Source organism: Legionella saoudiensis, assembly GCF_001465875.1.
Classification (GTDB): domain Bacteria; phylum Pseudomonadota; class Gammaproteobacteria; order Legionellales; family Legionellaceae; genus Legionella; species Legionella saoudiensis.
Genome location: NZ_LN901323.1, coordinates 586,113 through 609,809 on the forward strand (window position 1 = coordinate 586,113; position 23,697 = coordinate 609,809).

Consider the following 23,697-nt stretch of genomic DNA (forward strand, 5'->3'; position numbering starts at 1 on the left):
AATCCTCTTACAATTTTGTAGTTAAGGCGCTTCGTTTAGGCATTTCTTTTGCGGGTGCGCCATAATAAATTTTCTCAGGTTCTTTTAAGCTTTTAGAAACTAAAGCTCCCGAAGCAATAATACAGTCACGCGGAATTTCAACATGATCATTAAAGGTTGAATTCACGCCAAGGAAGCAGGATTCACCAATGCGGCAATATCCAGAAACAACAACATGGGATGAGAGGAAGCAGTTATCTTCAATAACTGTTTGGTGGCCAATATGATTACCACTCCATAAAATGACGTTATTTCCAATTTTGACAAAAGGTTGTACGGTATTATTTTCAAAGATGAAACAGTTTTCACCTATTTCTACATTTCGCCAAACAAAGGCATGGGAACTAATGTAGGTTGCACAGGTGTAACCAAGTTGCTTCACTGCCTGATATAAGCGGGTACGCAAGCGATTTAGTTGTGATGCAGGGATCGCCACAAAAGCTTCATGAGTATCTGGGGAAAAATGCTGAGTTAATTCTTCAAAGGCAACAACAGGCTTCCCGTAAAGCGTTGTCTCTTTGAGGTAGTCTTTTTCTACAGAAAACCCGACAACCTCATAGTTTGAATCATAGGTAAAGTATTCATAAGCAATGCTTGCCAGTTCTCCGGCACCTACAATAACCAGCTTTTTATTTTTCTCCATTTGTTACTTCCTTAATAAATTGATCATAATCGCGAATATAATCGGACTCATTATAATGTTCACTAGCAAATACTACTAAAATACAATCTTCACTGAAATCATGCATTTCACGCCAGGTTAAATTGTTGATCAGCAAGCCTTTAGTTGGCGAATTCAGGACAAAATTCTCGCGTGTTTTGCCATCATCCAGTAGTATACGGCATTGGCCGGCGACACAAACAGCAACTTGCTGCAGGTTCTTATGGGCGTGATATCCTCTACTTACTTCGGGTTTGGTATCAAAAATGTAATAGGCTCGTTTAAGATCAAAAGGAAGATTAGAGCCATTTTCCAGGGCAATTAAACTGCCGCGCTCATCACCAATTACGCGTAAATCAAAAAGGCCTTGAACTTGCTGCTTTGCAGCAGGCATTTTTTTTACTGCTGAAAGGAATGGGGCTTCATTGTCCTTTTCATTGAGAAGAGGCTCTCCGTTTAAAGGCCAATCAATATTTAAATCTGCATCATTCCAATACAGGGATGCTTCCGATGCTTTATGGTAAAAATTGGTGGTTTTATAAAGAAAATCAACTTCTTCCAGTGCAAGGAAGCCGTGAGCAAAACCCTCTGGTATCCACAGCATGCGTTGATTTTCTGCACTTAAAGTCACTCCTACAGAACGTCCAAAGGTTGGAGATCCTTCACGAATATCCACAGCGACGTCGTAGGCAGAACCTTTGGTTACACGCACTAATTTACCCTGAGCATAGGGGGGTAGTTGATAATGTAATCCTCTTAATACCCCTTTTTTCGAGTATGAGTGGTTATCTTGTACAAAGCGGGGAGGGATTGGCAGCCCCAGTTGCTGTAGTTCGCGATGGAAGGTTTCCTCATTGAAACTTTCCATAAACCATCCGCGGTCATCATGAAACACGGCGGGCTCGATAATTACGACATCAGGTATCGCTGTCTGTATTAATTTCATACGGAGATTCCATCCAGTTGGCGAAGTAAATATTGACCATAAGATGTTTTCTTAAAGCGCTCTGCCTGTTGGCAAAGCATTTCGGCATCAATCCACCCCGCATGATAAGCAATTTCTTCCAGGCAAGCAATTTTTAAACCTTGCCGCTGCTCAATAGTATGCACAAAGTGGCTTGCCTCCAATAAGGAATCATGGGTTCCAGTGTCTAACCAGGCAAAGCCACGGCCAAGGAGTTCAACATCAAGGCTTTGATCTTCAAGATAAAAGCGATTTACATCGGTAATCTCTAATTCACCACGGGCAGAAGGCTTAATATTTTTGGCTATATCGACTACGCGATCGTCATAGAAATACAAGCCCGTTACGGCATAATTTGATTTAGGGAATTTAGGTTTTTCTTCAATGCTAATAGCACGGCCACTTTTGTCAAACTCTACGACCCCAAAAGCCTCTGGATTAGAAACATGATAACCAAAAATAGTTGCCTTGCCTTCATTGGACGCTGCTTTACGTAAGTTTTCAGAGAAGCTTTGACCATAGAAGATGTTATCGCCGAGGATGAGACAGCTATTATCACCATTAATGAAGTCTTCTCCAATAATAAATGCTTGGGCAAGACCGTCAGGTGAGGGTTGTTCTGCATAGCTCAGTTCAATACCGAACTGCTGGCCATCACCTAAAAGAGCCTGATATTTAGGCAAGTCTTCAGGGGTTGATATAACCAGTATTTCACGTATGCCAGCAAGCATGAGCACTGACAGTGGATAGTAAATCATGGGTTTATCATAAATCGGCAACATTTGCTTTGATACACCGAGAGTAATCGGATGCAGGCGAGTACCTGAGCCGCCAGCTAAAATAATACCTTTACGTTTCTTCATTATTACTTCCCTAAAATTTCTTTAATCATCCGACTCACGCCTAGCTCCCAGTCCGGAAGGTAGATGGAGAAGGCATCAATTAATTTTGTTGTATTTAATCGAGAATTCAGTGGACGCTTCGCCGGTGTAGGATATGCTTCACTGGAAATAGGAATAATCTGCTCAACGAGTAACTGCTCACCTGCGTTAGTGATTTCATCAACCAGAAACTTGGCATAATCATACCAAGAAGTTTCTCCTCGAGGGGCGAGATGATACACGCCCTTTAGTAAGGGGTTTTGTACTACCATCCGCAGTGTATGCGCCGTAATGTCTGCTAATAAATCGGCACCTGTTGGTACGCCAATTTGGTCATTAATAATACGTAATTCTTGGCGTTCACGGGCTAAGCGTAAAATTGTCTTTGCAAAATTAGCTCCGCGCGCAGCATACACCCAGCTTGTACGAAAAATAAGGTGCTTGCAGCCAGAGGCTTGGATGGCTTGCTCGCCTGTTAGTTTACTTTTTCCATAACAATTAAGAGGAGCTACAGGATCTGTTTCTTGCCAAAATTTGCTACCACTACCATCAAAAACATAATCGGTAGAATAGTGAATTAACCAAGCATCAAGGGCAGTTGCTTCGGTGGCTAAAACTTCTGTAGCAGTTGCATTCACAAGCATTGCTAACTCGGGCTCACTTTCAGCCTTATCCACGGCAGTATAGGCTGCCGCATTAACGATAACATCAGGAGCAAGATGGCGAATGGTCCGGGCTAATAATTCCGGCTTGGTTAAATCGCCACACAAGGGAGCGGCATTATTGCGATCCAGGGCAATGAGCTCTCCCAGTGGCGAAAGAGCACGTTGGAGTTCCCATCCCAGTTGGCCATTTTTTCCTAAAAGCAAGATTCTCATGCGGGAATACCACATGCGGAAGCATTTTGCTTGGTTTCAGTGGCATGAGCCTGTTCTTTAGTATTATTCACCCAACTAAGGTTATCAATATACCAGGCAACGGTTTTGCGCATTCCACTTTCAAACGTTTCTGCGGGTGTCCAATTTAAATCCTGCTGAATTTTGCTGGCATCAATAGCATAACGCTGATCATGACCTGGTCTATCTTTAACGTAGGTGATTAAATCAGTGTAATTCGCGACCCCAATAGGTTTTGTTGGTACTAATTCTTCTAAAAGAGAGCATATCGTGTGCACTACATCAATATTTCTTTTTTCATTATGGCCGCCGATATTATAAGTCTCTCCAACGGCCCCCTGTTTTAATACGTGATAAAGAGCACGAACATGATCATCAACATAGAGCCAGTCACGAATTTGCAAACCGTTACCATAAACGGGTAAGGGCTTGCCTGCGAGTGCATTAAGTATGACTAGTGGAATCAATTTTTCAGGGAATTGGTAAGGTCCATAATTATTCGAACAGTTGGTAATTAAAACCGGTAAGCCATAAGTTCGGTGCCAAGCTCGGACTAAATGGTCAGAGCATGCTTTGCTCGCAGAATAAGGCGAGCTTGGGGCATAGGGCGTGGTTTCCGTAAATAAGTCGGAGGTGTTTTCCAGATCACCATAAACTTCATCAGTAGAAATATGATGAAAACGAAAAGACTCTTTGCGTTCTAGTGGGAGTGACTGCCAATATTCAAGTGCTGCTTCCAAAAGCACATAGGTACCAATGATATTGGTTTGAATGAAGGCAGAAGAACCCGAAATGGAGCGGTCAACATGGCTTTCCGCAGCAAGATGCATAATGGCATCTGGTTGGTAGGTTTTTAATAGTTGTTTTATTTTATCAGCGGAGCAAATGTCCACTTTTTCAAAAAAAAACCGCTCATTGCCCGAAACACTTTCAATGGATGCAAGATTTCCAGCATAAGTCAGCTTGTCAACATTAACTACTACTTCAGATGTTTCATTGATAAGATGACGAACCAATGCAGAGCCAATAAAACCTGCACCTCCAGTAATCAGAATTTTCATATTGACCAACCAAAATATATTAGATAACGAATAAGTTATAGTTTCCTGAGCCGTCGCGTGGCACTTGCGGCAATCGGGGCGACTTTATCATACCGAATAAGCTGTCGCAAGGGTTAAAAATAAACCAAAATGAGTTGGTATAGCCTGGTTGCGTGCAACCAGGTAACCGTTAAACCGATGGCAAAGCTTCCGCTTTTTCACAATACTCAGGTACCAACTGCACCAATAATTTACGCAATTCCCGTTCATTCATGGTATGACATGCTTGCTCAATCGCATCAAAAGTATGAATTAATTGTTGCCAATCCATAACGCGATGTTTTGCTTGTAGAATTTTTTCATGCATTGTTGGACGTAATTGCTCTGTTTCATGAAAAAGCTCTTCATAAAGTTTTTCGCCTGGGCGCAGGCCTGTATATTTGATTTGAATATCGCGGTGTGGTTCTTTCCCGGCAAGCCTTATTATTTGCTCCGCCAGATAGTTAATTTTAACGGGATCACCCATGTCCAGCACAAAAACTTCTCCACCATGCCCATTCACCATTGCTTGCAAAATGAGCTGGCAGGCTTCCGGAATGGTCATGAAATAACGTGTAATATCCGGATGAGTTACTGTTAACGGCCCACCTTCTTTCAGCTGTTTTTTGAATAAGGGGACTACACTTCCTGCGGAGCCTAACACGTTACCAAAGCGCACGGTAATAAACTGAGTTGCAAAATGCCCATTGAGATTTTGGCAATAAATCTCCGCTACCCGCTTAGTCGTACCCATTATATTGGTTGGATTGACCGCTTTGTCAGTAGAAATCAGAATAAATTTATTTACATTAAAATCCACACTGGCTTCAGCAATCGCCTGGGTGCCAAGCACGTTATTCATGACCGCGATTCGTACTTGTTCTTCGAGCATGGGAACATGTTTATAGGCTGCGGCATGAAACACTATTTGCGGCTTAAATTTTTCAAAAAGCTGTTTAATCGCATGTTTATCCAGCACCGAAGTCAGGCTAATATGCAGCGGTAGATTTTCAAATGTGTGGCGTAATTCATGTTCAATTTGATAGAGATTGAACTCCGAATTATCAATGATGATTAATTTTTCCGGCTTAAGTTGCGCAATTTGTCGGCATAGTTCGGAGCCGATGGAGCCGCCGCCACCGGTTACAACCACTCGTTTTCCATAAACGGCAGTAGAAATTTCATTCCATGCTAATTCAATTTGCTCACGCCCCAGCAAATCTTCTAATTTAATCTGCTCTAGGGCCGTAGGGCTTGAGCCTTCAAGAATTTTCATTAATGACGGTAATATTTTTACCGGGTATGCGGTGGCGCTGCATTTTTTATAGATGGTTTGCAAATGCTCCTTAGGTAAAGATGGAATTGCAATTAATAACTCATCTGCGGGATAGCTTTGTATGAACTTAGGTGATAATAATAAGTCAGTGGAGCCGATAATGGGATAGTTTTGCATTAAGGTTCCATGCAATAAGGGATTGTCATCAAGTATGGCGACAATTTTGTAAGGTTTTAATCGAGTATCATTTTCTCGTAAAAATAAATTTGCTCCAGCCCCGGCGCCAATCACTATCAAACCGGTGCCCGTAGCACGTGTTCTAGGAGAGGATTGTAAATATTGCCGATAAAAATAACGGCTTGATAGAATTAAAATTAAGGTTAATTCTGGATAGAAAATAATTTCTGAACGTGAAATTAAGGTAAGTCTATTGCTGAGGAACTCTAGAAAGAAGAATAAAATCGAGCCAGACAATACGGTATAAATATTTCTTTTTAAATCTTTAGTGGAAACATTTTTCCAAATAACCGCATAGACACGAAAATATTTGATTGAAATAGCAAAGGCTACCGAAATACTTAACCATTGGGTTAGTGAAAATGTATCAAGTTGTCCTGAAATTAATGAATGAACAATAAACCAACTAAATAGTGCCATGGCTAAATCATGGCCCATGACGAACCAGGCCCTTGAATTCCTAATCAAACTTTTTTTCATCTATGTCTCTCTTGACGCCTGCATTTTCACTAGGGGCTATTTAGTGCCAACAGTCCCAACATCGCTTAATTTATGAGGTACTTTACCATATTCTTAATAGTTCTTGCGATTTTTTTAGAGGAGAGATCTTTATTTTATGCGGCATATCATGGGTTACAATAGATTAAGCTCTTGATTTTAAATTTAATTGCTGCACCAACTTACATTTACTCACAAAACGTTCACGGGGTAAATTTGTTGGTGCAGATGGTGCGCGCAAAATGAATGATTATTAACCTGCTAAAGTGACTCGTTGTGGCAGCTCCTCAACAAAGGCTTGAGTAGCGGTTTTCTCATCTTTGGGTGCAAATAATCGGTGCTGGTTATATGCCGAGTTAGTTTTGGCAGAAGTAAGTACCCCTTCTATATCTTTAGCATCAGCACGTAGTATTTGTTGCTGTAATGTTCGAAGCTCAGCTTTTTTCTTCTCCGCTGTTTCAGCACCAAACCATACGCCATTTAAATGTTTTTGTATGTGTTTTTCAATTAAGCCCACCGTATGTTCTGCTTGCCAAGTGTCAGATAAAGGAAGATTAAGCTCGGGTTGAGGATTTTCGACTACAGGTTCGATCAGTTGTGGTTCCATAGGAATTAACCAAGCAGCCAGAGAGTCCCATTTGGAGGCCAAAATATCCAATGGTATTGCTAGGGTAAATAATATTTTTGCCGGAATATCGAGCTCGTGGCTGTGCCCACCATGCCCACTGAATCGTTTTTTTAGTATTTTTTGGGTTACGGCATTTATATCGTCAGCATCGTCTTGCTCAGTTTTTTTCTGTTTGTGGCCATGGCCAATAAAGTAGTGCGCATCTTCAAAGCCCTCACTAATAAAGGCGATGAGTGCAGCCCAAATTTGCGGTACTCCAGGCATCCGATCTGCGGTTAAGGCAATGCTGACCAAATGCCCCATGAATAGCATGATGCGTAAGGGGGTAATCGTCAACGCCTTAATGATACGGAATGGATTGAATACCTGCAGCCAGTTTTTATTTTTCCAAAGGTCATTCCACGTTTCTTTTATTGAGTCATAGAAGCTGGTGGATGAATCTTTCTCTTCTGCATAGATGGATTTGTCAAGCTCTTCAATTGACTCAGCGGTATTTTGAATGTTAAAACTCAATGCTGACAGCCCAGTAATCAAGGGGTTTATGCCTCCCATGATAAACTTGGGCATTCTACCCATCCAGTCGAATAAGGGACGTGCATTCGTTGCAATAGTCCACCAGGTGCCGGCAGTGCAAACCGTAAGCGCAATGGCTAACCCAACCAAAAGCGCAGACATTGATGCCATAAATAGATTACGTAAAGAAAAGCGTTCTTCTTTAAAGTGCGTGTGAATTCTCGTAAGCCAATTGCTAATGGTGTTATTATTAATAAGGTCAGTAACGGTATTGAACGTTAGCAAACCGTAAGCAGCTCCCGCAACTACAGCCATAGGTACAATCATGAACGGCCAGTAGGCAAAGGGAATGACGGCAATCCAAGGAATGGCACTAAAGGCCTCCATAATAAGGTAAGTACTGCCTAACCCCATAAACAAGGCAGAAAGCGAGCTAAATACGGCAGCGATTTGGAAATTGCGACGGCGCTTATGGAAATCGGCTTGCCATGTTACTTGATTATTTTGGCTTAACCAGATGCGTAATTGTTCAGCAGCATTTGAAACAGGTGTATTCCCGTGCTCTGAATGGGAGAATAATTCTAAGGCGAGTTGTTGCTCCATCTCTTTGAGCAATTTCTGAATCTTTTTCTTTTCGGCTTTATTGGCCGGCTTTTTAAGTTTTAATTGTAAGGCTGCATAATTAACAAAGAATGATGGGCAGTCAGGGTCATTAATATCTTTAGGGAAGTGCTCCAGTAAAAACTCCTTCGCAAGTTGATTTTGTAAGTAGTTGTGCTTAAACAACTTTCCTAAGGCGCCTTTGATATTTTGTAAATAAATTTCAGCTTCATAAACTACAGAAAGCACGAATGTTGCAATCGCAAAAGGTAAAACGGGGATAAGCGCAAACATTCCGCTAAAACTTAAAAGACCAAGAATTAAGCTAGCACCGGCAGTAAGAAGGATTGGAATAAGGTTGTAAGGTTTTTTTTTTATATTCATTGTTAATCATTTAACCTGTTAGCGAGCGTGAATAGGACTGTATCGCAAATGAGAATGATTATCAATAGCATAAAGATTAAAAAAAGGGCATAATAGAGTGGAATTGCTCGAAAAAGCAGGCCGAGCAAAGGTTTTTATGGGTGTAGCTGTAGATTCAATAGATGATTTTAGGTAAAGTGAAACGTCATGATTTACCTCATGTAGTTTCTTTTGTTTGAAACTCAACATTAATTAGGAGAGGATATGCGTTTTAATCAATGGATGGGCTTTATTGTTGCTGGTTCAATGTTAGCAGGTTCCCACGTTTCTGCTGCAAGTGTTCCTGTGCATGAGCAATTGCAAGTTTCTCAATGTCTTGCTGCAAAAATAACTACTGCATATGATGTTTTGGCAGAAAACAAACAATTTCGAATTATAGATGTTCCCAGTGCCGATGTGGAATCACTCAGCCATTTAGCTGATAAGGAACATTGTGGTCGTTTTGTGAATGTGAGTCAGCGTATCGCAGGAAATTCACTGGTTGCAAAACAGCGTGCTGCTAAAAATCTTTTAGAAAAGAAAGCAGTGCAAGCACCCACCAAAGAAAAAGCTTCCTATGAAATTAAGCATCAAGATGAAGTAAATGCTGCGTTGCAAAATGTGGTTGCTGATAATATTTGGCAAACATTGACTCATTTGACTTCATATCATAACCGTTCAGCAACTAAAGACACAGGTGTTGATGCTGCAAAATGGTTAAAAGCTAAATTTGAAGCAATGGCAACCGAATATGGTCGTACCGATGTAGCCACTTATTTCGTTTCTACTGGCTACTATAAACAACCTTCTTTAGTGACCGTTATTGGCAAAGATATTAAGGCTCCAGGTATTGTTATTGGCGCTCATATGGATACTTTAGATGGTCGAATGCCAGGTGCTGGTGATGATGGTAGTGGATCTTCAAGTATCATGGAAATGGCTCGTGTTTTGTTGTCGTCTAACACCACATTTAAACGGCCTATTTACATTATTTGGTATGCCGCAGAAGAACGTGGCCTGGTTGGTTCTCAGCATGTAGTAGAGCATTTCCAAGCGCATGCGATTCCAGTTAAAGCTGCGATTCAATTTGATATGACTGGTTATCGTGTTGATCCTAAAGATCCAACCATGTGGGTGTTTACTGATTACACTGACAAAGGATTGAGCAATTTTGTGGCGAAGTTAATTGATACTTATGTGAAGGTCCCTGTTGATTATTCACGCTGTGGCTATGGTTGTAGTGATCATGCTTCATGGACTGAAATCGGCGTTCCTGCAGCATTCCCCTGTGAGTCAAACTTTGACGATCACAACCCCTATATTCATAGCTCTTCAGATACTATGGCGCTTTTGAGCTTAGAGCATATGACTAATTTCAGTAAGTTAGCGGTAGCTTTTGCTATTGAATTAGCATCTGAGTAATTTCCTCTAGCCTCTTTGGTTAAGCCAGAGAGGCTTCTTAATTGAAACAATAAGTTTCCATCTTTCTATTTAAGTCTTGGAGTAGATCATGAGCAAGTTCGCCATTAAGGCCCAGTTATTTTTAGCGATACTTTTTTGTTTTTGGGTAAATACCAGCTTATTTGCGGCAATCCACAGGTTAACTCCGCCTTGGGAATTATTACACAGTCAATTAAGCGCAGCTTTAGAAGCTGACCCATGTGTGCACGTGAAGCCATTAACCGGACAAGGGCTGGATATGGAAATTAGTGTGATGGTTTGCAATGATAAAAAAGCTTTAGCCCTTGCTGCCTTTCTAACTAAACGCCATGAATTTGGTGAGCACTTGGCTGTTACGGTGAATGTATATGCACCGAATTTACTGCCAGTAAATGCAACACTTCCAAGTGATCTTGAAGCTACTGCCAAGCTGTTAAGTCGAGCGTTGAACGGAAATAAATATTTTATAAAAACAGGAATGGGGACTGGCCCAATGGCTCAGCCAGTAGCCTATGCAATTTTTCAACCTGTTGTCATCCAGTATTTTTCTGATGATATTAGCGATTGGTATTCCAATACGAATGAAGTCGCCGCAAAAGTCTTTGGTGAGGTGTTTAATTTACATCCTTTTGATGATACCGCAATACAAATATTTCCTACGACGGCACCGATCCCGAAAAAGTAATTTTGCATTGTTTAAAAATTGCCGTTATGGACAAGATAATAGCTAAGCTCAAATGTTTTAATTTAAATTCCCATGCTGTCATTGCGAACGAAGTGAGGCAACCCAGGGTTCTGTGCTTTGACCATTAGATTGCTTCCTCCCTTCATTCAGGTCGTTCCAACAACCCTTTCAATTTTTCATACTTCGCCGTTAACCGCGCAATTAACTTTTCCGGCTGATGCTGCTGTAACTGTGTCTCTAATTGGCTAATCCCCAAATTTAGCTTTTCTAGCTTTCGGGCTAAGGCAGAGGAAGGGTTGGTTTCATATTCTTGGGTGAGTTGCTCATAAAGAGCTTGTTGTTCGTTTAAAAAAGTATTGATGCCCTGAAGTTTATTCACTCGGTAATCAATATCTTCTTTTAATTTCTGCAGGGTCTGTTCAGCATGGGTTACACGCTTCCTGCGTGTAACATGCTCATTGTGTTGTATTAACTTTCGGGAAATAGAGGCTCTCTTTTTATCATCAAAAAAAATAGCCATTTCTACCTCACTTTTTAACGTACGCTAATCAGGTTATTGAGTGTAGACGAGTCAGCGTGTTCCACGGTTGAGGTTGATGTTAGATCCCGTTGCTGTTCTTGACTAGCAACCACAATCTCGTGCGCATGTTCTTCCTGCTGAATCACTCTATCTACTTCTCTTTCTAAAGAACCATCCACCACACTGATTTCTTCTACCAGTTGTGTCTGAGATTCAAATAATGAGCTTATAATGCCATACACTTCATCATTATCATTAACCAATTCATCACCTGGTTGTGGACTTGGTTGCATTTTCTGAGCTAGTTTTTCGAACTCTTGCTCACTGAAATTGGCATGGAGTACTGCTTGCACCAGCTGGGTTTGGAAATTAGCAGCTTGAAGCGCCTCATCTTCTGGAAGTTGTTCCATTGCTGTGAGCGTGTTGATGCTTTTTAATTTCTGATTATAAATTTCTTTCGAACTCCATTCCATGTGCGCCTTTTCAGCTTGGTATGTAGATAGACGGTGCTCATTAAGCCCTATTTGGGTGGCACTTGTAATGGTAGCAGTTAACGCCAAGCCTGCACCAACGGCACCTAAAATTAGCTCAGTAGTGCCAACCAAGGCAATACCTAGTGGCGCAAGTACCCCTGAAAGTACTAACGCAAAACCGATTAAGGTGACTACTGCCGCCACTGCTGCAAAAATGCTACTGCTATTCCTACGCCAAAATGACTGTTTACTTACTGTGTCTAAGACTGGATCAGTTACGCTATTTATTTGCTTAGTATGCCATTGAGCATACCATTCATTCAATTGCTCTATGTTTTTTTGGCGTTTTTCTACTAAAGCTGCTTTAACATGACTGAATTGTTGTTTCGTAAGATCCCAAGTTTTCACTTTCTTTTTTTGTTTTTCTAACTTATCAACCACAGCAGTATCGTAAGGATATTTGCCTGTGTGGTATTTGGCATGAAGCTTATCCAAGTTATCAAGATTGAGCTTTCCATCTTGAGTGAATAGGCCGCAATCCTTTATTTGTTGAGCTAAAGTTTTTGATTTCAAAAAATCAAAAAGAGCTTTTTGAGCCTCATTAGTGCTGACCAATCCCTTTTTGCCCAGATCAAGTATTTCTGCTGATGAAAGCAAGAACACTTGTCTCTCTTCAGGGGCTGCGGTGGTATTACGGATGATGCTTATAGTCCATAGATTAGGATCCAGAATGGAATAATCAATGGATATTCCGCAGGGGACACCATTGTCATCAAAATAAGCAAGACCAATGTCTCTTTTATTGTCTCTGTGAACGTATGTGAGGCGATCTTGTATACGATCAGGGGCACCCTCAGCTGTTTCGTGCTCTTCAAAGCGAGGCTCAAGCTGTATGTAGAAACCTAGTAACATGCTAAAGAAGGACGCGGTTAAATTGCCTTGGTTATAAGCAACTGATGTTGCTGGGTTCATCCAAGTGGCAACGAACTCGTCAAAGCTTCTATCATTAGTAGATACATATTGGTCACGATCCAAGTCCAAAAGCAACTGTCCTGTGAGGTCTGAACTGGGGCTAGTATAATTTTCAACATGTCCTTCTTCTGTGGGATAAAACGGCATTACAGGATACATTACTTTTAATATATCTACGTAATTTCCTGTTAACTTTCTAACTTTAGCCATAATCACATTACCCCTTTCGTTTCATTGATACTATAAATAATACCATGAAAATCTTAACTGAACATTAAATGGGCATATTTACTGGAGTTTATTTGTTTGAGTGTAGGGCTGAGCGCAGGAAGCTACGCTCAACAATTTATCAGGGTAACTTATTTTTCATAACCTTCAGGTTTTGACTGGCTCACTGGCGGGCAATGGTATTCCGCCGAAATTTTATTATCATCATCAACCGCTTGCAAAATTACCGGGAATTGCCACAAGCTATGAAGATGTTTTAACACTGCTGAAGTTGTCTCTCCTAGGGGGATGCGATTCTGTTGTGTATATCTTAGGGTGAGTGAACGATCCCCTTGCAAGTCCACTGAATAAACTTGGATATCTGGTTCAAAGGTACCCAAATTATATTGTCTGGATAAGGCTTCTCTAATTTTTTGATAGCCGGCACTATCATGAATGGCATTGACATAGAGTTCGGGGCTACGATCATCATCTACAATATGAAACAATTTTAAATCGCGTATTAATTTGGGCGATAAATATTGGGCGATAAAACTTTCGTCTTTGTAATTCCGCATAGCGGTATCAAGACTTTTTAACCAGTCGGTGTTTGCTAGATAGGGGAACCAGGCTTTATCTTCATCGGTGGGATCTTCGCAAATACGTTTGATGTCTTGCATCATATGGTATCCCAAAGTATAGGGGTTAATCCCACTATAATAAGGGCTATTATAGGACGGTTGCATAATAACATTTGTATGACTTTGCAACACCTCCAACATAAACTCATCAGTGACTAAGCCTTCATCATACAAAGCATGGAGCAAGGTATAATGCCAGAAACATGCCCATCCCTCATTCATTACTTTGGTTTGCCCTTGAGGGTAAAAATATTGCGCCATTTTGCGAACAATGCGCACGATTTCTCGTTGCCAGGGTTCAAGCAGAGGCGCATTTTTTTCAAAGAAGTATAAAATATTTTCTTGTGGTTCGCTGGGGAAGCGTTTTTTCTTGCTTGTTTCTACTGCGTGTTTGCTTTGTGGAATAGTTCGCCATAATTCATTAATTTGCGATTGCATGTAAATTTCACGGTTTTGCTGGCGAATTTTCTCTTCCTGAATGGATAAGGGAGCCGGATGTTTATAGCGATCAACGCCATAATTCATGACTGCATGACATGCATCCAGAATCGACTCAACCTCATCGATGCCATAACGCTCTTCGCAATCAGCAATGTATTTTTTTGCAAAGACTAAATAATCAATAATGGCATCGGCCGAAGTCCACATTTTAAAAAGATAATTATTTTTAAAAAAAGAATTATGACCATAACAGGCATGTGCAATAACCAATGCCTGCATGGCAATGGTATTTTCTTCCATTAAATAGGAAATACAGGGATTTGAATTAATGACCATTTCATAGGCCAAGCCCATTTGTCCCCGTTTATAACTTTTTTCTACCCCAACGAAGTGTTTACCAAAAGACCAGTGGTTATATCCTATAGGCATGCCCACAGAGGAGTAGGCATCCATCATTTGTTCTGCAGTAATAACTTCAATTTGATTGGGATAAGTATCCAGGCCAAAATCTTTGGCGATACGTGCAATTTCACGATCATAATCCTGGATTAATTCAAAGGTCCACTCAGCACCAGTGGATATAGGCTTCTTCTTTCTCATGCCGTTTTCCTTTTAAATAATTCATGAAATACTGGATAAATATCTGCAACAGTATCAATATTTTCCATCGCAAAATTAGGGTATTGTTCTTTAACCAATTGATAGACTTCCCATAAGCTTTGATGATGGCGTGGCATAATTTCAATATACGCAAAATACTGTAGTAGAGGCATGATTTTTTCTTGCAGCAATTCCTGGCAATAAGGCGAATCAGCATTCCAGTTATCACCATCAGAAGCTTGAGCCACATAAATGTTCCAGGCTTCTGGTGGATAGCGTACTTCAATAATGTTATTCAATAATTCCAGCGCGCTAGAAACTACTGTACCCCCGGTTTCTCGCGAATAAAAAAACTCCTCCTCATTAACTTCTTTTGCTGAGGTATGATGACGGATAAAGACCAATTCGATTTTCTCGTAATTTTTAGTAAGGAACATGTACAACAGAATGAAAAACCGTTTGGCTATATCTTTTTTTGCCTCATCCATAGAGCCTGAAACGTCCATAACGCAGAACATAACCGCCTGCGTAGAAGGAGAGGGGACGCGTAGTCGGTAATTGTAGCGTAGGTCAATCGTATCAATAAAAGGCACGGCCTGTATTTTCTTTTTTAAATGTTCAATATGTAGCTTTAATTCTTTTAGGACAACCGTATCAGGTACCGGTTCTTGTAATAGCTGCTCTAATCGTGTTTCTGCATCTTTTAATTGGCGTTTATAAGGCGAGGCTAAGGCAATACGACGACTGGTTGCTTGCTTCATTGAGCGCAACACATTAATGTTATTAGGAATACCACTGGTAGTTACGCCAGCACGAATGGTTTTAAAGGTACTAATACGCGCGAGTTCTTTTTTTACTAAATCAGGTAATTCCAGATCTTCAAAATATAAATCGAGGAATTCTTCGCGCGATAATTCAAACACAAAATCATCTTCGCCTTCACCGCTATTACTGGCATCCCCATCACCGCCACCATCGCCACTACCGCTGCCGCTAGGTCTTTTAATGCGGTCACCGCTAATAAAATTATCGTTTCCTGGCAAAACACGCTCGACGTGCCCACCTCGTCCTTGATGAAATCGTGGTTCGGAAATGTCTTTAGCAGGAATAGAAATCTGTTCGCCTTGATCAATTTCCGTAATACTGCGTTTGCCTACCGCATCGGAGACTGCTCTTTTTATTTGGTTTTTATAACGACGGAGGAAGCGCTGGCGATTCACCGTGCTTTTTTTCCCCGCATTTTGTCGTCTATCAATCAATTGCGACATGATTTTAACTCCGCGACTTTACGTGCCAATTTGTTCTCTCCTCTGGGGCCCAATGTCTGCTTCATAAGGGAGCAAACATTGGCCATTATCCTTGAGCCCCCGCATTATCGCGGGGAAAGAGAAGAGGATTATTGAGTCGTTTTTATTATTGTGATTTACGTACTCGTAAATACCATTCACAAAGCAGGCGAACCTGTTTGCGTGTATAGCCTTTCTCGATCATACGAGAAATAAACTCCTCATGTTTTTTCTTGTCATCTTCTGATGCTTTGGCATTGAAGGAGATGACTGGCAGTAAATCCTCTGTGTTGGTGAACATTTTCTTTTCAATGACCGATCTGAGTTTTTCATAACTATTCCACACGGGATTTTTACCGCGGTTATTTGCCCGTGCACGTAAAACAAAGTTTACCACTTCATTACGGAAGTCTTTAGGATTAGAAATACCTGCAGGTTTTTCAATTTTTTCCAATTCTAAATTAAGCAAGCTGCGGTCAAAAATTTCGCCGGTATCCGGATCGCGATAATCTTGGTCCTGTATCCAGAAATCAGCATAAGTAATGTAGCGGTCGAAAATATTTTGTCCGTATTCAGAATAAGACTCTAAGTAAGCTGTTTGAATTTCCTTACCGATAAACTCAACGTACTTGGCCGCTAAATATTCTTTAATGAAGCCCAAATAAGTTTCTTGAACTTCTTGCGGGAATTGTTCTTGTTCAATTTGGCGCTCCAATACATACATTAAATGTACGGGGTTAGCCGCAACTTCGCTATGATCAAAATTGAATACTTTTGATAATATTTTGAAGGCAAAACGAGTCGAAACCCCACTCATTCCTTCATCAACACCGGCAAAATCACGATATTCTTGATAGGATTTTGCTTTAGGATCAGTATCTTTTAAGCTTTCACCATTATAAACGCGCATTTTTGAATAAATGCTGGAGTTTTGTGGTTCTTTTAAACGGGTCAATACTGAAAATTGAGCCAGCATATCCAAGGTTCCTGGAGCACAATGAGCCTGAGTTAATGAGCTGTTATCAATAAGTTTTTGATAAATTTTTATTTCTTCAGAAACACGTAAACAATAAGGAACTTTTACAATATTAATACGGTCAATAAATGCTTCATTATTTTTATTGTTTCTAAATGTTTGCCATTCTGACTCATTCGAATGCGCTAGAATAATTCCTTCAAAGGGTATGGAAGATAAGCCTTCAGTGGCGTTATAGTTCCCTTCCTGGGTGGCCGTAAGCAAGGGATGCAGCACTTTAATTGGCGCTTTAAACATTTCCACAAACTCTAATAGGCCGCGGTTAGCTCGGCACAGGCCTCCAGAGAAACTGTATGCATCGGGGTCATCCTGGGAAAACTCTTCTAATTTACGAATGTCAACTTTCCCTACCAGTGATGAAATATCCTGGTTGTTTTCATCGCCAGGTTCAGTTTTTGCCACCGCAATTTGCTTCAAACGAGAGGGTTTGACTTTAACCACTCTGAATTTGCTAATATCACCATTGAATTCATGCAAGCGTTTTACGGCCCAAGGGGACATTAGGTAGCGTAAGTGACGTGCAGGAATACCAAAGCGCTCCTGCAATAATTCGGCATCTTCAACTGGATTAAATAAAGATAAGGGTGACTCAAATACGGGGGAGCCTTTAATTGCATAAAAAGGAATATTTTCCATTAAATCCTTTAGCTTTTCGGCAATAGAAGATTTACCGCCGCCCACTGGGCCAAGCAGATACAATACTTGTTTTGTTTCTTCCAAACCTTGGGCTGCATGTTTTAAGAAGCCAACGATTTGTTCAATGGGCTCTTCCATGCCATAAAAATCTTTGAAAACATTATATCGTGGAATTATTTTATTGGAAAAAATACGTGATAATACAGGGTCGTGTCGTGTATCCACCATTTCAGGTTCGCCTATGGCCATCAATAAGCGTTCCGCTGGATTAGCATATGCTGATGGATCGTTTTTACACAATTCCAGATACTCATCCAAGCCCATCTCTTCTTCTTTGTTATCAACAAAGCGCTTGGTATAGCCGGCTAAAAAATCTTGAGTGTTCATGAGCCATCCCCTTAACTTATCCCTCGGCAGGATATAACGTGATTTCCGGTATCTCTGCTTCTTTTTATTTGCATTGCAAAGAAACTTCTTACATCAAGTATAGGCATTAATTTAAGTAGTTTTCCAGATAACTCAATAAACTTAAATGTTTTTTTATGAGCGGAATGCTAACTACATTAATACAGCAATCGATTTTTGCATTCTCTGACCTATAATTGACAAATATTTCTATTATTGCTCAATGCTTTTTTACGATGCACTCATTGATTTATAGACGACTTTAGGTGATTCTTATCCACAATTCGCGTTATAAGGGAAAATGATGACCACATCAGACAACACTATTTATTTAAAAAATTATCAGCAACCTCGGTTTGTCGTTAATACGGTAAATTTAAATTTCGATTTATATGATGATCATGCTTTAGTGAGCAGCGAACTTAAATTAACGCGCCAGCATGCAGGCGCTTTGCATTTACAAGGTGAAGAGCTGGAATTAGTGAGCTTCCATCTGAATGGCCAGCAATTGGAGCCATCAGCCTATCAGCTCTCTGATGATGGGCTAATCATCGAGCACTGCCCTGATGAGCTGACTTTAAAAATCGTTACCCGTATTTACCCCCAAAATAATACGCAATTATCTGGGCTCTATCGTTCTAACCATCTATTTTGTACTCAGTGTGAGGCGGAAGGTTTTCGTCGTATTACCTATTTTCCTGATCGCCCCGATGTGTTGGCAACATATACCACACGTATTTCTGCAGATAAAAAGCAATATCCCATTTTATTATCTAATGGAAATTTAATTGATTCCGGGAATGAGGATAATGGACGCCACTGGGTTGTATGGCAGGATCCCTTTAAGAAGCCTTCTTATCTTTTTGCACTAGTTGCTGGTAATTTGGCTCATATTCATGATCAATTTGTCACGTGTTCTGGAAGAACCATTGATTTATACATCTATGTTGAGCCAGGCAATGAGGATAAATGCGGCCATGCAATGGAGTCGTTAAAAAATTCCATGCGTTGGGATGAAGAGGTTTATGGTCGCGAGTACGATTTGGATATTTTCATGATCGTGGCAGTAAGCGATTTCAATATGGGGGCGATGGAAAATAAGGGATTAAACATATTTAATTCTAAATACATCTTAGCTCGTCCTGATACGGCAACAGATCAAGATTTTGCTGATGTGGAAGGTGTTGTCGCGCATGAGTATTTCCATAACTGGACCGGAAATCGTGTTACCTGCCGTGACTGGTTTCAATTAAGTTTGAAAGAAGGATTAACGGTTTTTCGCGATCAAGAGTTTTCTCGCGATATGAATTCACGTGATGTGAACCGAATTACCGATGTAAAGGTTCTGCGTAGCAGTCAATTTCCAGAGGATGCCAGCTCTATGGCACATCCTGTAAGACCCGAGTCATATCAAGAGATTAATAATTTTTATACGGCCACAGTTTATAATAAAGGGGCGGAAGTTATTCGCATGCAACATACCTTATTAGGTAAAGAGCGTTATCGCAAAGGGATGGATTTATATTTTGAGCGTCATGATGGCCAGGCGGTGACGATTGATGATTTTGTTGCAGCAATGGAAGATGCCAATGGTGTTGATTTAACGCAATTCAAACGCTGGTATAGCCAAGCAGGAACTCCAGAAGTTAAGGTAAGTAGTCATTTTGAGCAAGGGCAGTTAACCCTGAAGATGATGCAAACTTGTCCAGCAACACCGGAATGTAAAGAGAAAAAGCCATTTCATATCCCTATTCGCATGGCATTATTTGATGCCACTGGGCAATTAATGCCAACTGAGCAAGAAATTCTAGAGTTAAAAGAAACCGAACAAAGCTTCACTTTTACTGGTTTACGTGAAAAGCCCGTAATTTCTTTATTACGGGAGTTTTCAGCGCCAATTAAGTTAAAACATGAGCTCAGTTGCGATGAATTAATTTTCTTAGTGCGCTATGAAACAGATGGCTATGCAAAATGGGATGCGGCTCAACGCTTGGTATTAAATTGTCTGAGCGAGTGCTTAAATTCATCCGCAGATAAATGGCAAATATCAGAGCCGTTAATTGGCGCATTGCGACATGTGCTATTAGATGCCTCTTTAGATGCTGATTTACGAGCAGAATTACTCACGCCTCCAGGCTTTGAAGAGGCCGTCTTATTATTAGACGCTGTGGACGTGAGTAAGGTCGAAGCCGTGCGTGATTATTTTAGAGCCCAATTGGGGACAAAGTTATATGCTGAAATCCAATCGCTTTATCAACAGTTGTGGCAAGTAGAAGACCATAGTATGAATGGCCTAGCTTATGGCCGTAGAAAGTTACGCAATGTGTGCTTGTGGCTCATGATGAAGGCGAACGAGGCGGCGGCGATTGATGCCTGCCAACAACAATTTATACATGCCAAAACCATGACGGATCAAATTGCAAGTTTTGCATTATTAGTTAATTGTTCGAACCAAAAAATGCGTGAGCAGGCCATTAATGATTTTTATAAGCAATGGTCTAAAGATGAGCTGGTTTTGGATAAATGGTTTGCCATTCAAGCTACCAGCGAGCTTCCGGATGCTTTAGAACGGGTGCGAAAATTATTACAGCATCCTGATTTTAGTATTAAAAACCCCAATAAGGTGCGTTCGGTAATTGGTGCATTTTGTATGGCTAATCCACGTAATTTCCATGCTCCCGATGGCAGTGGCTATCAATTTTTAGCGGAGATGTTGGTGACTTTGGATAAGCTTAACCCGCAGGTTGCCGCTCGAATGGCTAGCCCATTCACCCGCTGGCAGCGGTATGACAAACCACGCCAGCTACTAATGCATCAACAACTAGAGCAATTAGCCAAGCAGTCTTTATCACGTGATCTTGCTGAGGTCGTCTCTAAAAGCTTAGTAACAGAAATATAATAATCTAACCTGGTTGCGTGCACCCAGGTTTTCCTTAAACAGTAACCAGATTGCGACCCGTATTAGACCGCGTAATACGGGAGCAGCGTCTACTCCAATGTAAATGATTTCAACTCTTTTACAATTTGTCCTTGCGAATCCGCAATTCCCACTCCAATAGCAAATGCGGTAGCGCGCACCTGAATTTGATGATTTTTAGCAAATTGAGAAATTAATTTTTGCAATTGATTATACAATTGCCCGCTTTCAAACTTATTCAAATGATCCGCCGTAAGCACGGAAAAATGTGGATTATAATAATTTAAAACAGCGGGGCTGCCATATTGATTAAAGAGAATTTGCCGCTCAACATTTCGAGCTGCCCAAGCAGGAATATGGGCTTGTTTATCCCGTAAATGTGATAATGCCTCTAAAGCTTTGTTACTTAAGCCTTGTATTTGTGGATCATTGGTTACGGAAAGCATAACATAACCATTAGTTGAAGGTACCAGGCGTGAAGTTAGGAGAGGAACTTGCTTTTCTTGTTTCGCTAAATTTTCCGCACGTTTAATAATATTAGGAATTTGCTCATCGTTATAATTGGCCATGTATAAGGTAATATGCAAAGGGCTTTTGTCAATGTGGGGCGTGATTTGATAGGTATCAAAGATCTGTTCCTGGGCTAAAAATTGATTAAAATCTTTTATTAAGGCGACTACATCGTTATCCGGTTTCAATTTAAGATAGACATTAATTGATTGACTGCCGGCAAAAGATGTGCTGGCTAAGAAAGAGCAGATTAAGAGGAGGGCGTAGTGTTTCAGCATTTTGCAGTGATGGGTAATCCTATAGACCATAGCTTATCTCCAATAATTCATCAGTATTTCGCAAAGCAAGCGGGTATTCAACTTACTTATGCAAAAATTAAAGCAGAGGAACAGTCCTTTGAACAGCAGCTAACAGATTTTTTTCACCAGCAAGGCGTAGGTGTTAACGTTACTTTACCTTTTAAACAGCGTGCTTTTGCCATGGCCCAGCAGACTACAGAGCGCTGTAAACAAGCAGGGGCGGCCAATACTCTCTGGATGGATGCCAATCAATTGTGTGCGGATAATACTGATGGAGTTGGCTTAATTCGTGATTTACATCACCATATTGATTTGCCTGGCAAGCGGGTAGCCATCCTAGGGGCTGGGGGGGCGGTTCGCGGTATCATTCATCCCTTATTACAAAATAAACTGGCTGAATTAGTTATTGTCAATCGCACTTTAGCTAAAGGTATGGAGCTGCAACAGCTATTCCCAGAAATTCAAGTATTGAGCATCAATGAGCTAGCCGGAGCCTTTGATCTAATCATCAATGCAACTTCCGCAAGTCTCGCAGGGGAGTTACCGTCTTTGCCTCACGAATGTTTCGCCAACAAACCTTTTTTCTATGATTTATCTTATAAAAAACAAGAAGATACGGTATTCGTACATTATGCAAAAGAAATGGGATGCAGGGCTGTCGATGGCCTGGGAATGCTCGTCGAACAAGCAGCAGAAGCATTTTTTATTTGGCATGGCTTTAAACCAGAAACCAAAACTGTTTTAGAATTATTAAGAATCTAGAGCATAGCCCGTATTAGCGCAGCGTCATACCGGCTACAATCAAAATGTAATTGTCTATTACTCAAAAAAATTCTCAACCGTCTTGGCATTGTTAATTGTATCTTGAAAACCCAACTCCAGCAGTTCCCGCGTAAATTCTCGCTCAAACAATAAGAAGCTTAAGAGATCCCCCGAATGATTTTTAGCGCCTAAAATATTAAGCAAATAACGCAGTAGTACCGGTAATGAAGTAAAATGGGCTTGCGCAATAGAGGCAACATCAGTACTCGGACGTAAATGTACCGTATTGATTGGTCTCCAGGGAGAATAACGTTTTCGCCACATGGATAAGAGCATGGAGATCTCGTTCATGCGATTAACCATTTCAATATCGCGGTCCAGGTTGTCCAGGAATAGGCCATTTAACATGCTGCCAAGGATATGCGCAAAAGGAATGTCGCTGTGATTAGGCATCTCATTGGTATCAGCAAATGTTGGTAAGGCACGAGTGCCTAAAATCATAATTTTGTCTACTTCAAAGCGAATCGCTCCACGTAAGGGAGATACCAAGCCAATACTGCCATCACCATAATGAAAACCATCCAGGGAAACAGTTGGAAAGAATAAAGGTAAGGCGCTGGAGGCTAAAATATGCTCAGCTTTAATTTCTGTCCGTTGACTGCTGTGTCGGGGATAATGCCAATCGGTAAAGTCGGGGCTATTATGCGCATAAAAAGAAATGGTTTGGTTGGTTTGGTAACAATTACTAATGATTTCCAAGGTATTAAGATGCCCCTCGCTAATGTTTTTAGCAATGCGAGAAAAATCCAAAGTTTCTTCAATAAGCTCCTTTAAGGGGGTGGTATCCAGTAAATGTCCCGTTTCACGCTGCTTTATAATTAAAGTGCTCACATTGCGCATTACGGATTTACTCAACTCATAATTGCTGGCTTTATAGATTTGTTGGCAATGAATTTCACTCCAAATCATTTCTAGTTTATCCAGGGCTCTAGGAAAGTCATCAGCATTTTCTGCAAGAATAACCGCATTAATGCTGCCCACGCTAACACCACTGACTAGGCTAAATGGCAAATTTTTAACTTGTAAAATATGGCCTATAGCTTTAAGAACACCTGCCTGATATGCTCCGCGAGCACCACCACCTGCTAGATAAAGGGCTTTTTTAGCCGTCATATTATTTTTACTACTGTTAA

Annotated in this window: 18 protein-coding genes and 1 pseudogene; 4 read left to right on the forward strand and 15 right to left on the reverse strand. The window is 40.7% G+C overall.

Annotated features, from left to right (window positions below; translation table 11 throughout):
* Positions 1-7: 7 nt before the first annotated feature.
* The 8 genes and pseudogenes from BN3124_RS08765 to BN3124_RS08795 all read right to left on the reverse strand — a co-directional run bounded on the left by BN3124_RS08765 (position 8) and on the right by BN3124_RS08795 (position 8,656).
* The gene (locus tag BN3124_RS08765) at positions 8-682 is read right to left on the reverse strand and encodes an acetyltransferase (RefSeq protein ID WP_058534420.1); all 675 of its coding nucleotides are present in this window, start codon (positions 680-682) and stop codon (positions 8-10) included.
* A complete protein-coding gene (locus BN3124_RS17375) occupies positions 669-1,094 on the reverse strand; it encodes a sugar 3,4-ketoisomerase (protein WP_230849126.1) in 426 nt (141 codons plus the stop codon). The genes BN3124_RS08765 and BN3124_RS17375 overlap by 14 nt, the downstream gene beginning before the upstream one ends.
* Before the next feature lie 15 nt (positions 1,095-1,109).
* Positions 1,110-1,646, reverse strand: a pseudogene (gene rfbC, locus BN3124_RS17380) (dTDP-4-dehydrorhamnose 3,5-epimerase); the annotation flags it as partial.
* Positions 1,643-2,527, reverse strand: coding sequence for a glucose-1-phosphate thymidylyltransferase RfbA (rfbA, locus tag BN3124_RS08775; RefSeq protein WP_058534422.1), 885 nt, complete (start codon positions 2,525-2,527; stop codon positions 1,643-1,645). The gene rfbA and the pseudogene rfbC, both read right to left, overlap by 4 nt.
* 2 nt (positions 2,528-2,529) lie before the next feature.
* Positions 2,530-3,423, reverse strand: coding sequence for a dTDP-4-dehydrorhamnose reductase (gene rfbD, locus BN3124_RS08780; protein WP_058534423.1), 894 nt, complete (start codon positions 3,421-3,423; stop codon positions 2,530-2,532).
* Complete coding sequence (rfbB, locus tag BN3124_RS08785) at positions 3,420-4,502, reverse strand: dTDP-glucose 4,6-dehydratase (protein ID WP_058534424.1); 1,083 nt, start codon at positions 4,500-4,502, stop codon at positions 3,420-3,422. The genes rfbD and rfbB overlap by 4 nt, the downstream gene beginning before the upstream one ends.
* A gap of 169 nt (positions 4,503-4,671) precedes the next feature.
* Positions 4,672-6,513, reverse strand: coding sequence for a polysaccharide biosynthesis protein (locus tag BN3124_RS08790; RefSeq protein ID WP_078061523.1), 1,842 nt, complete (start codon positions 6,511-6,513; stop codon positions 4,672-4,674).
* Positions 6,514-6,784: 271 nt separating this feature from the next.
* Positions 6,785-8,656, reverse strand: coding sequence for a hypothetical protein (locus tag BN3124_RS08795; protein ID WP_058534426.1), 1,872 nt, complete (start codon positions 8,654-8,656; stop codon positions 6,785-6,787).
* A 243-nt stretch (positions 8,657-8,899) separates the two neighbouring features.
* On the opposite strand from BN3124_RS08795, the gene lapA reads away from it, so the two are divergent.
* Positions 8,900-10,096 (forward strand): aminopeptidase LapA, encoded by a 1,197-nt coding sequence (lapA, locus tag BN3124_RS08800; RefSeq protein ID WP_058534427.1) that lies wholly within the window; start codon positions 8,900-8,902, stop codon positions 10,094-10,096.
* Positions 10,097-10,184: 88 nt separating this feature from the next.
* The gene (locus BN3124_RS08805; RefSeq protein ID WP_058534428.1) at positions 10,185-10,799 is read left to right on the forward strand and encodes a hypothetical protein; all 615 of its coding nucleotides are present in this window, start codon (positions 10,185-10,187) and stop codon (positions 10,797-10,799) included.
* Positions 10,800-10,941: 142 nt separating this feature from the next.
* Here BN3124_RS08805 and BN3124_RS08810 read toward each other — a convergent pair whose 3' ends face one another.
* From BN3124_RS08810 to BN3124_RS08830, 5 genes are all read right to left on the reverse strand, one after another.
* Positions 10,942-11,319 (reverse strand): hypothetical protein, encoded by a 378-nt coding sequence (locus BN3124_RS08810; RefSeq protein WP_058534429.1) that lies wholly within the window; start codon positions 11,317-11,319, stop codon positions 10,942-10,944.
* 14 nt (positions 11,320-11,333) lie between these two features.
* A complete protein-coding gene (locus BN3124_RS08815) occupies positions 11,334-12,974 on the reverse strand; it encodes a hypothetical protein (RefSeq protein WP_058534430.1) in 1,641 nt (546 codons plus the stop codon).
* A 149-nt stretch (positions 12,975-13,123) separates the two neighbouring features.
* Positions 13,124-14,653 (reverse strand): SpoVR family protein, encoded by a 1,530-nt coding sequence (locus BN3124_RS08820; protein WP_058534431.1) that lies wholly within the window; start codon positions 14,651-14,653, stop codon positions 13,124-13,126.
* Positions 14,650-15,921, reverse strand: coding sequence for a YeaH/YhbH family protein (locus BN3124_RS08825; protein ID WP_058534432.1), 1,272 nt, complete (start codon positions 15,919-15,921; stop codon positions 14,650-14,652). Before BN3124_RS08825 ends, BN3124_RS08820 begins: the two co-directional genes overlap by 4 nt.
* Before the next feature lie 145 nt (positions 15,922-16,066).
* Positions 16,067-17,998 (reverse strand): PrkA family serine protein kinase, encoded by a 1,932-nt coding sequence (locus tag BN3124_RS08830; RefSeq protein ID WP_058534433.1) that lies wholly within the window; start codon positions 17,996-17,998, stop codon positions 16,067-16,069.
* A gap of 322 nt (positions 17,999-18,320) precedes the next feature.
* Here BN3124_RS08830 and pepN point away from each other — a divergent pair, with 322 nt between their 5' ends.
* Positions 18,321-20,915 carry an aminopeptidase N gene (gene pepN, locus BN3124_RS08835; RefSeq protein WP_058534434.1) on the forward strand — a complete coding sequence of 865 codons (2,595 nt, stop codon included), beginning with the start codon at positions 18,321-18,323 and terminating at the stop codon, positions 20,913-20,915.
* Positions 20,916-21,004: 89 nt separating this feature from the next.
* Here pepN and BN3124_RS08840 read toward each other — a convergent pair whose 3' ends face one another.
* A complete protein-coding gene (locus BN3124_RS08840) occupies positions 21,005-21,721 on the reverse strand; it encodes a 2'-5' RNA ligase family protein (RefSeq protein ID WP_058534435.1) in 717 nt (238 codons plus the stop codon).
* Between BN3124_RS08840 and aroE the strand changes: the two genes are divergently transcribed.
* Positions 21,710-22,504, forward strand: a complete 795-nt coding sequence (aroE, locus tag BN3124_RS08845; RefSeq protein ID WP_058534436.1) for a shikimate dehydrogenase — start codon at positions 21,710-21,712, stop codon at positions 22,502-22,504. The genes BN3124_RS08840 and aroE overlap by 12 nt on opposite strands.
* Positions 22,505-22,561: 57 nt before the next feature.
* On the opposite strand, the gene BN3124_RS08850 is transcribed toward aroE, so the two are convergent.
* Positions 22,562-23,677, reverse strand: coding sequence for a patatin-like phospholipase family protein (locus BN3124_RS08850; protein ID WP_058534437.1), 1,116 nt, complete (start codon positions 23,675-23,677; stop codon positions 22,562-22,564).
* Positions 23,678-23,697: the final 20 nt, after the last annotated feature.

Bases quoted from the DNA above. Each gene is read 5' to 3' on its own strand.
- BN3124_RS08795 (WP_058534426.1), bottom strand. From the start codon at position 8,656: ATGAATATAAAAAAAAAACCTTACAACCTTATTCCAATCCTTCTTACT.
- BN3124_RS08825 (WP_058534432.1), bottom strand. From the start codon at position 15,921: ATGTCGCAATTGATTGATAGACGACAAAATGCGGGGAAAAAAAGCACG.
- rfbD (WP_058534423.1), bottom strand. From the start codon at position 3,423: ATGAGAATCTTGCTTTTAGGAAAAAATGGCCAACTGGGATGGGAACTC.
- BN3124_RS08850 (WP_058534437.1), bottom strand. From the start codon at position 23,677: ATGACGGCTAAAAAAGCCCTTTATCTAGCAGGTGGTGGTGCTCGCGGA.
- BN3124_RS08810 (WP_058534429.1), bottom strand. From the start codon at position 11,319: ATGGCTATTTTTTTTGATGATAAAAAGAGAGCCTCTATTTCCCGAAAG.
- BN3124_RS08790 (WP_078061523.1), bottom strand. From the start codon at position 6,513: ATGAAAAAAAGTTTGATTAGGAATTCAAGGGCCTGGTTCGTCATGGGC.
- BN3124_RS17375 (WP_230849126.1), bottom strand. From the start codon at position 1,094: ATGCCTGCTGCAAAGCAGCAAGTTCAAGGCCTTTTTGATTTACGCGTA.
- BN3124_RS08765 (WP_058534420.1), bottom strand. From the start codon at position 682: ATGGAGAAAAATAAAAAGCTGGTTATTGTAGGTGCCGGAGAACTGGCA.
- BN3124_RS08830 (WP_058534433.1), bottom strand. From the start codon at position 17,998: ATGAACACTCAAGATTTTTTAGCCGGCTATACCAAGCGCTTTGTTGAT.
- BN3124_RS08805 (WP_058534428.1), top strand. From the start codon at position 10,185: ATGAGCAAGTTCGCCATTAAGGCCCAGTTATTTTTAGCGATACTTTTT.
- rfbB (WP_058534424.1), bottom strand. From the start codon at position 4,502: ATGAAAATTCTGATTACTGGAGGTGCAGGTTTTATTGGCTCTGCATTG.
- lapA (WP_058534427.1), top strand. From the start codon at position 8,900: ATGCGTTTTAATCAATGGATGGGCTTTATTGTTGCTGGTTCAATGTTA.
- BN3124_RS08820 (WP_058534431.1), bottom strand. From the start codon at position 14,653: ATGAGAAAGAAGAAGCCTATATCCACTGGTGCTGAGTGGACCTTTGAA.
- BN3124_RS08815 (WP_058534430.1), bottom strand. From the start codon at position 12,974: ATGGCTAAAGTTAGAAAGTTAACAGGAAATTACGTAGATATATTAAAA.
- BN3124_RS08840 (WP_058534435.1), bottom strand. From the start codon at position 21,721: ATGCTGAAACACTACGCCCTCCTCTTAATCTGCTCTTTCTTAGCCAGC.
- pepN (WP_058534434.1), top strand. From the start codon at position 18,321: ATGACCACATCAGACAACACTATTTATTTAAAAAATTATCAGCAACCT.
- rfbA (WP_058534422.1), bottom strand. From the start codon at position 2,527: ATGAAGAAACGTAAAGGTATTATTTTAGCTGGCGGCTCAGGTACTCGC.